Annotated in this window: 12 protein-coding genes; 8 read left to right on the forward strand and 4 right to left on the reverse strand. The window is 60.2% G+C overall.

Annotated features, from left to right (window positions below; genetic code table 11):
* The first annotated feature begins 101 nt into the window (after positions 1-101).
* Complete coding sequence (locus Q0349_RS03750) at positions 102-689, forward strand: rhomboid family intramembrane serine protease (protein WP_298079540.1); 588 nt, start codon at positions 102-104, stop codon at positions 687-689.
* A gap of 85 nt (positions 690-774) precedes the next feature.
* Here the strand turns inward: Q0349_RS03750 and Q0349_RS03755 are convergent, their stop codons facing one another.
* Entirely contained in the window at positions 775-2274 is a 1500-nt protein-coding gene (locus Q0349_RS03755; protein ID WP_298079541.1) for an amino acid permease, read from the reverse strand.
* Positions 2275-2769: 495 nt separating this feature from the next.
* Positions 2770-4143 (reverse strand): bifunctional UDP-N-acetylglucosamine diphosphorylase/glucosamine-1-phosphate N-acetyltransferase GlmU, encoded by a 1374-nt coding sequence (gene glmU, locus Q0349_RS03760; RefSeq protein WP_298079542.1) that lies wholly within the window; start codon positions 4141-4143, stop codon positions 2770-2772.
* Positions 4144-4314: 171 nt separating this feature from the next.
* Here glmU and Q0349_RS03765 point away from each other — a divergent pair, with 171 nt between their 5' ends.
* Complete coding sequence (locus Q0349_RS03765; protein WP_298079543.1) at positions 4315-5871, forward strand: glycerol-3-phosphate dehydrogenase/oxidase; 1557 nt, start codon at positions 4315-4317, stop codon at positions 5869-5871.
* 165 nt (positions 5872-6036) lie between these two features.
* On the opposite strand, the gene Q0349_RS03770 is transcribed toward Q0349_RS03765, so the two are convergent.
* Positions 6037-6540, reverse strand: coding sequence for a paraquat-inducible protein A (locus Q0349_RS03770; RefSeq protein ID WP_298079544.1), 504 nt, complete (start codon positions 6538-6540; stop codon positions 6037-6039).
* A complete protein-coding gene (locus Q0349_RS03775) occupies positions 6537-6968 on the reverse strand; it encodes a DUF1249 domain-containing protein (RefSeq protein ID WP_298079545.1) in 432 nt (143 codons plus the stop codon). The genes Q0349_RS03770 and Q0349_RS03775 overlap by 4 nt, the downstream gene beginning before the upstream one ends.
* A gap of 107 nt (positions 6969-7075) precedes the next feature.
* Here Q0349_RS03775 and Q0349_RS03780 point away from each other — a divergent pair, with 107 nt between their 5' ends.
* From Q0349_RS03780 to Q0349_RS03805, 6 genes are all read left to right on the forward strand, one after another.
* Positions 7076-7594, forward strand: a complete 519-nt coding sequence (locus Q0349_RS03780; protein WP_298079546.1) for an adenine phosphoribosyltransferase — start codon at positions 7076-7078, stop codon at positions 7592-7594.
* Positions 7595-7694: 100 nt separating this feature from the next.
* Entirely contained in the window at positions 7695-8351 is a 657-nt protein-coding gene (locus tag Q0349_RS03785) for a Bax inhibitor-1 family protein (protein WP_298079547.1), read from the forward strand.
* 63 nt (positions 8352-8414) lie between these two features.
* A complete protein-coding gene (locus Q0349_RS03790; protein ID WP_298079548.1) occupies positions 8415-9029 on the forward strand; it encodes a paraquat-inducible protein A in 615 nt (204 codons plus the stop codon).
* Positions 9007-9657: a paraquat-inducible protein A gene (locus tag Q0349_RS03795; protein ID WP_298079549.1), complete on the forward strand. Its 651-nt coding sequence runs from the start codon at positions 9007-9009 to the stop codon at positions 9655-9657. The genes Q0349_RS03790 and Q0349_RS03795 overlap by 23 nt, the downstream gene beginning before the upstream one ends.
* Positions 9624-11243, forward strand: a complete 1620-nt coding sequence (locus Q0349_RS03800; RefSeq protein ID WP_298079550.1) for an MlaD family protein — start codon at positions 9624-9626, stop codon at positions 11241-11243. Before Q0349_RS03795 ends, Q0349_RS03800 begins: the two co-directional genes overlap by 34 nt.
* A 127-nt stretch (positions 11244-11370) precedes the next feature.
* Entirely contained in the window at positions 11371-11994 is a 624-nt protein-coding gene (locus tag Q0349_RS03805) for a membrane integrity-associated transporter subunit PqiC (protein ID WP_298079551.1), read from the forward strand.
* Positions 11995-12122: the final 128 nt, after the last annotated feature.

A 12122-nucleotide genomic window follows, 5' to 3' on the forward strand; every position in this document is an offset into this window, starting at 1 on the left:
CCCCTCCCCAACCCTCCCCCGCTGCGGGCTTCGCCCTGCAGGGGAGGGAATTTTTCAATTGCAAACAGCCCCTGACCGCACCCTGAAAAATCATTCCGTCCATGAACCCCGAACTCCTTAACCCCCAACTCTGGCTGAAATATGCCGCCAAATATCCACTGCTGGCATTGCTCGCCCTCATCTGGGCAGGCTTCGTCCTGGATCGCCTCACCTTCAAAAGTCTGCGCCAATTCCTCGGCATCCGCCCGCGCCATTTCCTCAGTCTGCCCGCGATATACACCGCGCCATTTTTCCATGTTGACTGGGCGCACCTGCTCTCCAACAGCATTCCGCTTGCCATCATGGGCTTTTTGAGCGCCAACCTGCTGCCGCTGCATAAATACCTGCTGTTGCTGCTGCTTGCAGCGACGGGCAGCGGCCTCGGCGTCTGGCTCTTTGGCCGCAACGCCATCATGCTCGGCGCCTCCGGCCTCGTCTTCGCCCTCTTTGGCTTTCTCCTCGCCAACGCCGCCTTTATCCACGACCCGTGGGCGCTCTATTCCGCCATTGCCGCCTTCCTCCTCTACGGTGGACTGCTGGCGTCGCTGTTCAAATATCAGCCGCAAGTTTCGTGGGCGGCACACATCTGGGGATTCCTCTCCGGCATCGCCACCGCCTGGTGGTTTGCCGGAGCGCCAATGCCACGCTAAAGGCTGTTTACAATTGAAAAATCCCCCACTCCCGCAGACGCCAAATTTTCAAAACTCGCCATGGTGGCGGGTTTTCTTTTGCGTGTTATTCCGCGTCACGGCGCAGGTCAATGTCCTGCAGCGGGATTTTGTGAGTGCGGTAGCGCAGCTTGTGGTAGAGGTAGAAGGCGAGGAAGACCGGGATGCCCATGTAGGTGACGACGAGGCGTTTCCAGTTGAGGTCGCCTTTCAGCACCAGCTCGGTGTCCTGGCCGATGATGACCAGCACGCACAGGGTGAGCGCCAGAAGCGGGCCGAAGGGGAACCATTTGGCGCGGTAGCCGAGTTCGCTGAGCGAGCGGCCTTGCGCGGCAAAGGCGCGGCGGAAGCGGTAATGGCTGATGGCGATGCCGAGCCAGGCGATGAAGCCGGTGAGGCCGGAAGCGGCGATGATGTACTGGTCGAACAGGTCTTTGCCGATTTCTTCGTTCAGTTGCAGCAGGAAGAGGCCGAGGATGACGGCAGCGGTGGATGCCAGGGCGATGAGCGGTACGCCGCTGCCACGGGTGGTGCGCGCAAAAACTGGCCAGGCGAGGCCGTCTTTGCCCATCGCGTAGAGCATCCGCACCGAGGCGTACATCCCGGAGTTGCCCGCCGACAGCACGGAGCTCAAGATAACCGCGTTCATCACGGCTGCGGCAAAGGCGAATCCGGCGCGCTCAAAAACGAGGGTGAAGGGCGATTTGGCGATGTTTTCCGCGCCCGCGCCGATGTCCGCGCCGAGCAGTTCGTCGCTGGTGTGCGGGATGAGCAGGCCGATGACGAGGATGGCGAGGATGTAGAAGATGAGGATGCGCCAGAAGATTTGTTTGACCGCTTTCGGGATGCTTTCTTCCGGGTTGGCGGTTTCGCCGGCGGTGATGCCGATGAGTTCTGTCCCCTGGAAGGAGAAACCGGCGATGAGGAAGACGCCGAGGATGGTGAGGAAATGGCCGCCCGCGCCGTCGCCGAGGAAGGGGCCGCCTGCTGCGGTGAAGTTGCTAAAGCCGACGTACTCGCCGCCGAGGATGCCGAAGATGGTCAGCGTGCCGATGCAGAGGAAGATGATGACGGTGACGACTTTGATGAGCGCGAACCAGTATTCGGATTCGCCGTAGGCACGCACGGAAAAGGCGTTCAAGAGACAAATGAGGCCAAAGAAAATCAGGCTCCAGCCCCACGGCGGCAGGAAGCGCAGCGGCTCCCAGTAGGTGATGACCACGGCGGCGATGGAGACGTCCACCGCGACGGTGATGACCCAGTTGAACCAGTAGTTCCAGCCGAGGGCGAAGCCGAGCGAGGGATCGACGTAGCGCGAGGCGTAGGTGGCGAACGAGCCGGAGGTCGGCAGCCAGGTCGCCATTTCGCCGAGCGAGGTCATGAGGAAATAGACCATCAGGCCGATGGCGGCGTAGGCGACGAGCGCGCCGCCGGGGCCGGCGTCGTGGATGGCGCTGCCGCTTGCCATGAAGAGGCCAGTGCCGATGCAGCCGCCGATGGCAATCATCGACAGATGGCGGGTTTTCAGGTGGCGTTTCACCTGGGTATTGGGGGAAGTGTCTGTCATTTCAGTCCTTCTTTTGGATGGCGGAATTTATACATACACCTGAGCGCTCAGGGTGTATGTAAACGGGGTTATGGATGGCTCCCGGTACTATTTTGGAAAGCGCCTTTCGCAGATGGGGTATTGATTCATACCTGACATCGTTTTTTGTCGCGCTGCGGGTTATTGGCTGCCCCCACCCCAGCCCTCCCCCACGGGGGAGGGAGCCTTTCCGCTGTTTGACAGGCTTTCGTTTTCTGCACGAACAGCAAACAGCCAAAACAGGAGATGAAAGCCCATGTACGCAATTTCGTCGAATCACACTTCCTACGGCGGAAAAGTGAATCACAGGGCGTTTGCGATTATGCCCGTTGCGAGCGTCATTCTGCGGGCATACGCAGGTCAACTCCCTCCCCCGTGGGGGACTGGAACAGCTCGCGCGTAGTGCGAGAGAGTTGGGGAGGGGGCAGCAAACAACCCGCGCAGCGACCGACCATATACAAAACGCCGCAAACAATCTCAATGCCCCTTCTTCACCGGCCGTTGCCAGCCGCTGATGGTTTTCTGCTCGCTGCGCGTCAGCGCCAGTTGCTCCGCCGGGACGTCTTTGGTGATGACCGAACCGGCGCCGATGGTCGCGCCGTCGCCGATGTGCACCGGGGCGACCAGCGCGCTGTTCGAACCGATGAAAACGCGGTCGCCGAGGGTGGTGCGGTATTTGTTGGCGCCGTCGTAATTGCAGGTAATCGTCCCCGCGCCAATGTTGACCGCGCTGCCGAGGGTGGCGTCGCCGATGTAGCTCAAATGGTTGATTTTGCTGCCACGGCCAACATTCGCCGCCTTGGTTTCGACGAAATTGCCGATGCGTACCCCTTCGGCCAGCACCGTTTTCGGCCGCAGCCGCGCGAACGGCCCGACTTGCGCGTTCGCCCCCACTTCGCAATGCTCCAGCCGCGAATGACTGTAAATGCGCGCGCCCGCCGCGATGGTGCAACTGTCCAGCACGCAGCCGCTTTCAATATAAACATTGTCGCCAAGGCTGACCGCGCCTTTCAGCACCACATTCGCCTCAATCACCACATCGCGCCCGGCGCTGACCGTGCCATGCACGTCAATCCGCGCCGGGTCAATCAAGGTAACGCCTGCCTCCAGCAACGCCTGTGCCTGCCGCTGCCGCCACACCGCTTCCGCCTGTGCCTGTTGTGCGCGGGTGTTGATGCCCATCGTCTCGGCGCTATCGGCGGCGGGAACGGTCACGACGCGCCAACCGGCGGCGACGTGCAGCGCGATGAGGTCGGTCAAATAAAACTCGCCGGCGGCGTTGTAATCCTGCAATTGCGGCAAATAGCGGCGGAGGTACTCGCTTTTCACCGCCATCATTCCGGTATTGATTTCGCGGATGCCGCGCTCGGCGTCGCCCGCGTCTTTTTCCTCAACAATGGCGGTCATCTCGCCCGCCGCATTGCGCACGATGCGCCCGTAACCGTGCGGCTCGTCCACCACCGTGGTCAAGAGGGCAAAGCCGTTTTGCTGCCCCGCCTCCAGCAGCCGTTGCAGCGTCTCCGCGCGCACCAGCGGCGTGTCGCCATAAAGGATGAGGACGAGGTCTGCGCGGGCGATGTCATCCAGCGCCATCTGCACCGCGTGGCCGGTACCGCGCTGCTCCGCCTGCAAAATCCAGCGCAACTGCGGCCAGGCGGGGGCGATGCAGGCGCGCAACTGCTCGCCCTGATGGCCGTAAATCACCGCGCTTTCCGTCGGCGCGAGCACTTGCAGCGTCTCCAGCAAATGCACAATCATCGCCTTGCCGCCGACCGGCTGCAAAACTTTGGGCTGGGCGGAGTGCATACGTTTGCCTTGACCGGCAGCGAGAATGAGGGCGAGCGTCTTCATGTGGATTCCTTGTGGATGACGTGTGAGTAACTATTGTAACGAAAGCGCCGTTGTTGTGGGATTTTAGCCCTCAAAATTTACTTTCTTTGTGATGAGTGTGAATGCGGGTGTTAAAATACGCACATCTCCAGTGAGTTTCTGGTAAAAATCTGATTAAAGGAGCACAATTTTATGAAAAGACAAGAGAATCTCGAACGCGCCAAAAGCGCAGAAACCTGGGACGTCGTCGTCATCGGTGGCGGCGCGACCGGCCTCGGCATCGCGGTAGATGCCATTACCCGCGGATTCTCTACCCTGCTGCTGGAGCGCCGCGACTTCGCCAAAGGCACCTCCAGCCGCAGCACCAAACTCGTTCACGGCGGCGTGCGCTACCTCGCGCAAGGCTACGTCGATCTCGTGCGCGAAGCCCTACGCGAACGCGGCCGTCTCGCCAAAAACGCGCCGCACCTCTTCAAAAGCGAAGCCTTCATCATCCCCGGCGAAAAATGGTGGACGGCGCCGTACTACACCTTCGGCCTCTGGCTCTACGACCGCCTCGCCGGCAAACTCGGCATCGGCCACACCCGCTACCTCGGCAAAGCTGAGGCCAACAAACTGCTCGAAGGTGTCAAGCCGGAAAAACTGCGCAACGGTGTCTGCTACTACGACGGCCAGTTTGACGACTCCCGCCTCGCCATCAACCTCGCGCAAACCGCCGTTGAGCACGGCGCGGCGGTGGTGAACTACTGCGAAGTCATCGGTCTCAACAAAAACGAAGCAGGCAAAATCAGCGGCGTCAAAGTACGCGACACCCTCTCCGGCGACGAATTTACCGTAAACGCCCGTTGCGTCGTCAATGCGACCGGGGTATTCGCCAATGAAATCAACCATATGGATGACCCGCACTCCGAAGACGGCATCGTCCCCAGCCAGGGCGTACACATCGTCATCGATCGCAGCTTCCTCCCCGGCGACTCCGCGCTGATGGTGCCGAAAACCTCCGATGGCCGCGTCCTCTTCGCCGTACCGTGGCACGACAAACTCGTCGTCGGCACCACCGACACCCTCGTCAAAAACGCCGAATACGAACCGCTACCGCTCGAACAAGAAGTGGACTTTATCCTCAACACCGCCAAAGACTACCTCGTCAAGGCACCGACCCGCGCCGACATCCGCAGCGTTTACGTCGGCCTGCGCCCGCTTGCCGCGCCGAAAGACAGCGGCAAAAGCACCAAAGAAGTCTCGCGCAGCCACAAAGTACACGTCACCCCGTCCGGCATGGTGGACATCATCGGCGGCAAATGGACGACCTACCGGCAAATGGCCGAAGACGCGATTGACGCCGCCATCAAGGACAAAACCCTGCCGGAAAAACCCTGCCAGACCACCGAACTGAAAATCCACGGCCATGCGCCGGCGGACATGGGCAACCACCTCGGCTACTACGGCAGCGACCGCGCAGCGATAGAAGCGCTTGCCCAGGCTGATGCCAAAGCGGGCAGCAAAATCCACCCGGATCACCCCTTCCTCTACGCCGAAGCCTTGTGGGCGGTGCGCGAAGAAATGGCACAAACGCTGGAAGACGTCCTCGCCCGCCGTATCCGCCTGCTCTTCCTTGATGCCCGCGCCGCGAGTGAGGTCGCGGAAGACGTCGCGCGCTACATCGCCACCGAACTGGGCAAAGACGAAAACTGGGTACGCCAGCAGACGGAAGATTTCCGCAAACTGTGCAAGCAGTACCACTTCTGATTGCGCCTGCTAACAAAAATCCCCGCTCCGGCGGGGATTTTTCATCTGTGGAAATAGCGATATAGCCATCCACCGAAAGTTTCAGACAAGGCGCGTCGCCGCACAAGGCTTTGTAAAGATGGCTATAAAATCCGCCCTGCCCCTCCTTCGCAGGCGAGGGGACCGCTATGGCGTAGGCGTCGCCAGCCGTGCTTTCAGGTCGTATTCAATCGCAATGCCGGCGACGAGCGAGAAGAGGACGGCGGCGGAGAACCAGTAGATGCCGCTGTGGATTTGTACTTCCACCAACCAGCCGAGCTTCAGGATCATCAGCATTTGCGCGACGAAGAAGACGTCTATCATCGAGAATTTCGCCAGTTTGCCAAGCCAGCTCTGCCAGCGGGCAAGCGCGGCGGGGATGGGAGGGTAGTAGTAGAGGTATGCCGCCATCAGCGCGAATTTGCCGAGCGGGAAGAGGACGCTGAAGGCGAGCAGCAGCAGGCCGAGGCCGAAGGTTTTGTCGGCAAGCAGCGCGCCGATGCCGGAGAGGACGGTGAAGGTGTTTTTCACCAGCACCAGTTTTTGCACGGTCATCATCGGCAACAGGATGCCGGGGATGAAGGCGGCGACGCCCGCGAGGACGATGGTCAGCAGGATGAGGCGACGGCGGCGGTTTTCCACGCGGTTCATGCGACGTCCACCAGCGGCACGGTTTGTGCCACGCCCGCGAGGCGGTACTGGTAACGGCGGCAGTAGTCCAGCCATTCGGCCAGCGCGCGGTTTTGCGCCCGCTTTGCCGCGCGCTGTTGGCGTATCGGCAGGTCGGCGTCAAGCATCGCTTCAGCGAGGCGCGCGTCGTGATAGACGCGGATGCGGTAGTCGGGGGCGAAGCGGCGCTGTTGCCGCTGCGGGTAGAAATGGCCGAGCAGCCATTCGCTGGTGTAGGCGTGGCGGCCAATGCAGCGCAGGTAGATGGCCGCCCGCTGTGGCGCGCGCAGGATGTACCAGGCGTCATCGGCGGGCGGTTGCGGCAGGAGGAGGCGGAAGAGCCAGTAGTTGTGTTCGTAGAGCGATTGCAGCGGCACTTCGTCGCGCTGCATGAATCGCGGGGTTTGCATGGGGTCGGGTCTCCGAAAAAGGGGGCATTGTGGGGACGAACGCCGCCACACGCAAGCCTGCGCGATGCGTTAGAATGCGGCTTTTCAACTGTACAAGGAATCATCTCATGTCCTGGCATTCGCTGATTAAAGACATCCCGGACTATCCGAAAGCGGGCATTATTTTCAAGGATATTACCCCGCTGCTCGCCGACGGCCCCGGCTTCCACGCTGCCATTGAGGAGATGGCGCAGTTCTGCGAGGAAAGCGGCCATCAGCCCGATGTGCTTGCCTGCCCGGAAGCGCGCGGTTTTATTTTTGCCTCCGCCCTGGCGCAGCGCCTCGGCATCGGTTTTATCCCGCTGCGCAAGCCGGGCAAATTGCCACGTGAGGTCAGCCGCATCACTTTTGATTTGGAATATGGCCAGGACACCCTTGAAGTTCACACAGATGACGTCAAATCAGGGGTACGCGTGATGATGGTCGATGATGTGCTTGCCACCGGCGGCACGATGGCCGCCTGTATCGAGCTGCTGCGCAGTCTCGGCGCGAATGTCATCGGCGCGGCTTTTTTGATGGAAATCGAAGGGCTGCACGGGCGCGACAAGCTGGGCAATATTGAAGTCTGTTCGCTGGTGAAATGCTAATTTCCGCCTGCTTTACAAGTTTCGCCCAACCCCCTACAATCCTTGCACAATTTTTGTATTTTCAACCCTCAACCCTTAAACAGGAGCTTTCATGAACAACATGAACCCCCGCACTATTGAAGCCATCTCCCAGGACGGCATCCTCGCGCGCAACAAGGTGCTGCGCCAAACTTACATCCTGCTCGCCATGAACGTGCTGTTCAGCGCAGCGTGCGCTTATGTCGGTATGCTGATGAAGGTGAACGTACCGTTTTGGCTGTATTTCATCGGCTGGGTGCTGTTGATTCCCGCCGTTTCTGCCAACCGCAACAACGGCCTCGGCATCGTCCTCCTCTTCGCCCTCACCGGCTTCCTCGGTTTCAGTATCTCCAACATCCTGACCCTGCTGATGGGAGCCGGCATGGGCAGCATTATCGTCAAGGCGCTGGTCGGTACTGCCATTCTCTTCCTGGGGCTGTCCGCCTACGTGCTGTTCACCGGCACCAATTTCACCTTCTTGGGCGGTTTCCTCTTTACCGGCATCTTTGTGGTATTCCTCGCCATGCTGGGCGCGTTTGTCTTTAACATGAGCGCGCTGAGTGTCGCCGCTTCCGCCGGATTCCTGCTGATTTCCTCAGGCTATGTCCTCTATGACACCAGCAACATCATTCACGGTGAGGAAACCAACTACATCATTGCGACGTTGAACCTGTTCATCAACATCTTCAATATGTTCCTCAGTCTGATCAACATCTTGACTGCTTTCAACCGCAACTGATTCCGGCAATCCCAATCCGTCTGGCACCTTTCCGGTGCCAGACTTTTTCATTTCTGCAAAACCATGCCGCAACGAGAACTCCTCGCCTGTCCCTACTGCGACGCGCTCTACCAGCGCAAAGCGCTGCGCCGTGGCGAAAACGCCTACTGCACCGACTGCGGCAGCAAAATTGACGACGGCCTCGCCGATTTCCGCAAAGCCTTCATCTACGCGCTGACCGCACTCATCCTCTTCATCATCGCCAACAGCTTCCCCTTCATCACCCTGAGCCTGAGCGGCGACGACACCACCATCTCCGTTTTCTCCAGCATCAAGGCGCTGTTTGACAACGACCTGCACATCCTCGGCATCCTCGTCTGTATGCTGATCATCGTCATGCCGCTGTGGTACCTGCTCGCGGTGCTGTGGGTCATCATCAGCTTCCGCTACCGCTTTCTGAACGACATCTCGCACAAATTCCTGCACTGGATGACGCACATGGCGCCGTGGAATATGCTGGAGGTGTACCTCATCGGCGTTGTCGTCACCCTCGTCAAAATCCTGCAAATCGCCAGCATCACCTTCCAGCCCGGCTTTTGGGCGTTCTGCGCGCTGATGTTCTGCTCCGTCTTCGTCACCCTGCGCTTCGACCTGAGCGATGCCGTATTCCTCGCCTATGAAGAAGACTACCGTCTCTAACGATACCGCCAGCGCCCACGGCCTGCTGCTCTGCCTCGACTGCGCCACCGTCGTCCGCGCACCTGCCCGCCGCTGCCCGCACTGCCACGGCCACCTGCACCGGCGCAAACCGGCGAGTTACAACCGCACCTGGGCGTACCTCGCTACCGCCATCATCCTCTTCTTCCCGGCGAACCTGCTGCCGATTACCAACACCACCTACCTCACCCAGCCGCCGCAGGCCGACACCATCATGAGCAGCATCGCCCTGCTCTGGCACCACGGCTCCTACGCCATCGCGCTGGTCATCTTCCTCGCCAGCATCTTCACCCCCTTCTTCAAAATCGCCGTGCTGCTCTACCTCCTTTCGCGGCAAACCCCGCGCCGTCCGCCGCGCCTGCAAACCCGCCTCTACCGCTTCATCCACTTCGTTGGCCGCTGGTCGATGATTGACGTCTTCGTCGTCGCCCTGCTTGGCGCCCTGGTGCATGGCCGCTTCGCGCAAATCAACCCTGCGCCAGGCATCTTCGCCTTCGCCGCCGTCGTCGTCTTCACCATGCTCGCCACCGAAACCTTCGATATGCGCCTCATCTGGGACCATTACCGGGAACACCAATGCAAGAACCTGAAATCGCCCGCAACCGACTGAGCTACCTCTGGCTGCTGCCCGTCATCGCCCTTGGCATCGGCCTGTGGCTCGCCTGGTCGCGCCTGAGCCAAATCGGCCCCATCATCCAAATCGCCTTTACCAGCGCCGAAGGCCTCGAAGCGGGCAAAACCAAAATCCGCTACAAAGACCTCGAAGTTGGCACCGTCACCAGCATTGACCTCTCCAACGACCTCAAACAAATCATCGTCACCGCACAAATGCTGCGCACCGCCGAGCCGCTTTTGAAAAAAGACAGCCAGTTCTGGATCGTCAAACCGCAAATCAGCGCCAGCGGCATCACCGGGCTTGGCACCATCGTCTCCGGCAACTACATCACCGTCAGCCCCGGCAAAGACGAAGACCGCGCCAACCACTTCACCGGCCTCGACGAAGCGCCGCAAATCCAGAGTACCGAAGAAGGCCTGCGCGTGCGCCTGCTCACCAACGACGCGCGCGGGGTGAACGTCGGCACCGCCATCTACTACCGCGGCATTGCCGTCGGCCAAATCGAACAAATCCGCTTCAGTGAACACTACGACAACCTCTACCTCACCGCCTTCATCCACGCGCCCTACGACCGCCTCATCACCAACAACACCAAATTCTGGAACGTCAGCGGCATCAACTTCAGCATGGGCGCGGAAGGCGCCAACCTCGAAATGCAATCACTGGAAGCGCTGGTACGCGGCGGCATCACCTTCAGCACCCCGACCACGCTCAACACCAACGACACCCCGGCCAGCCCCGGCACCGTATACACCCTCTTTGAAAACGAACGCGCCAGCACCGAACGCACCGGCTTTGAAAAAGAGTACTACGTCGTTTACTTCGACAGCACCACGCGCGGCCTGCGCCAGGGTGCGCCGGTGTACTTCAACGGCATGAACATCGGCGAAGTCATCGACATCCGCCTGCTCTACGACGAAACCGCCAACACCGCCGTCACCCCGGTACTCATCGCGCTTGAACCTGACCGCATTGACCGCGTCAACCGCCAGGAAAAACGCGACCGCAACCTTGTCGCAGATTTGGTCAAACACGGCCTGCAAGCGACCCTGGAAAACGGCAACCTCATCACCGGCGACAAAATCATCACCCTCAAACAATACCCGGACGACATCCGCAGCCTGCGCAAAGACACCTACAGCAACTACCTCGTGCTGCCGTCGCGCGCCGACAGCATCAGCCAGTTGACCGACGACATCAACAGCATCGTCACCACCGTCAAAAAACTGCCGCTGGAAGAAATCGCCGCCAACACCAAAGACGCGACCGCCGCGCTGAAAAACACCCTGACCAGCCCGGCCTTCCGCCACCTCGACCAAACCCTGAAACAACTGGACAAAACCCTAGTGAGCATCCAGAAAGCGGGCGACAGCACCGACAAAGTCCTGACCCAGCTCAACCAACAAATGAAAACCCTCGGCAAACAGCTTGAACAAACCCTGTACAACATCGGCCCGGAAAGCAACCTGACCTACAGCCTGCAAGAAACCCTGAAAACCGTACAGCGCAGCATGAAAAGCATCAACGACGTCATGCGCAAAATCGACGACAAACCGAACGTCCTCATCATGGGAGAATAAAATGCGCCTTACCGACCTGATTACAAAGCATAAAAAATGGTGGAATACAGAAAGACAAGACATCTTTGCCAAACCGCAGCACAAAATACCGCCGATATGCCCCCTCCCCCTGTGGGGGAGGGCCGGGGTGGGGGCAGCCAATAACCCGCGTAGCGACGACGAAGGGATGTATAAAACCCGCGCAGCGACCACACTCCCCAAAATCCCCCTTATCCTCGCCGCCTGCCTCCTCACCGCCTGCGGCAGCGTCCCGGACACCTACCACAGCCTGCGCCCGGACATCAGCACCACCCCGACGCGGCAAGGCACGCCGACCGCCATCCGCTACACCGAACTGCCGCCCTACTACGACAGCGAATACCTCGTCTGGTACGACCAGCAAGGGCGCATCACCCGCGACAAAAGCCACCACTGGACCTACCCCTTCAGCGACAACCTGCGCGACGTGCTGCGCCAGGCGATAGCCGGTGCCACCGGCAACAGCCGCACCTACACCTACCCGCTCGCCGAAAACAACCGCCCGGACGTACTGATCGACATCCAAATCCGCGAACTCATCGCCGACCCGCCCAACCAGCGCTACCGCATCAGCGCCCAATGGCAGACCAGCAAACGCGGCAGCGACGCCGCGCCCACCAACCACGAATACCAACAACAACTGCCGCTGCCGCAGAGCGACCCGGACAGCATCGTCGCTGCCACCGCGCAGGCCATCAACCAGCTCGCCGCTGCCATCGCCCGCACCCTCTGAATTTACATACACCACCCCGCTACTCTACAGGTTGTGCCCCGGCACACCGCCTCCCCCTCCAAAGACAACCACCACCCGCATCCCCGTCAATCGGCTCCCCTCCCCCTGTGGGGGAGGGGCTGGGGGTG

Source organism: uncultured Cardiobacterium sp., from assembly GCF_938028185.1.
In the GTDB taxonomy this organism is placed as follows: domain Bacteria; phylum Pseudomonadota; class Gammaproteobacteria; order Cardiobacteriales; family Cardiobacteriaceae; genus Cardiobacterium.

Bases quoted from the DNA above. Each gene is read 5' to 3' on its own strand.
- Q0349_RS03795 (WP_298079549.1), top strand. From the start codon at position 9,007: ATGAAGAAGACTACCGTCTCTAACGATACCGCCAGCGCCCACGGCCTG.
- Q0349_RS03765 (WP_298079543.1), top strand. From the start codon at position 4,315: ATGAAAAGACAAGAGAATCTCGAACGCGCCAAAAGCGCAGAAACCTGG.
- Q0349_RS03800 (WP_298079550.1), top strand. From the start codon at position 9,624: ATGCAAGAACCTGAAATCGCCCGCAACCGACTGAGCTACCTCTGGCTG.
- Q0349_RS03785 (WP_298079547.1), top strand. From the start codon at position 7,695: ATGAACCCCCGCACTATTGAAGCCATCTCCCAGGACGGCATCCTCGCG.
- Q0349_RS03770 (WP_298079544.1), bottom strand. From the start codon at position 6,540: ATGAACCGCGTGGAAAACCGCCGCCGTCGCCTCATCCTGCTGACCATC.
- Q0349_RS03775 (WP_298079545.1), bottom strand. From the start codon at position 6,968: ATGCAAACCCCGCGATTCATGCAGCGCGACGAAGTGCCGCTGCAATCG.
- Q0349_RS03790 (WP_298079548.1), top strand. From the start codon at position 8,415: ATGCCGCAACGAGAACTCCTCGCCTGTCCCTACTGCGACGCGCTCTAC.
- Q0349_RS03750 (WP_298079540.1), top strand. From the start codon at position 102: ATGAACCCCGAACTCCTTAACCCCCAACTCTGGCTGAAATATGCCGCC.
- glmU (WP_298079542.1), bottom strand. From the start codon at position 4,143: ATGAAGACGCTCGCCCTCATTCTCGCTGCCGGTCAAGGCAAACGTATG.
- Q0349_RS03755 (WP_298079541.1), bottom strand. From the start codon at position 2,274: ATGACAGACACTTCCCCCAATACCCAGGTGAAACGCCACCTGAAAACC.
- Q0349_RS03780 (WP_298079546.1), top strand. From the start codon at position 7,076: ATGTCCTGGCATTCGCTGATTAAAGACATCCCGGACTATCCGAAAGCG.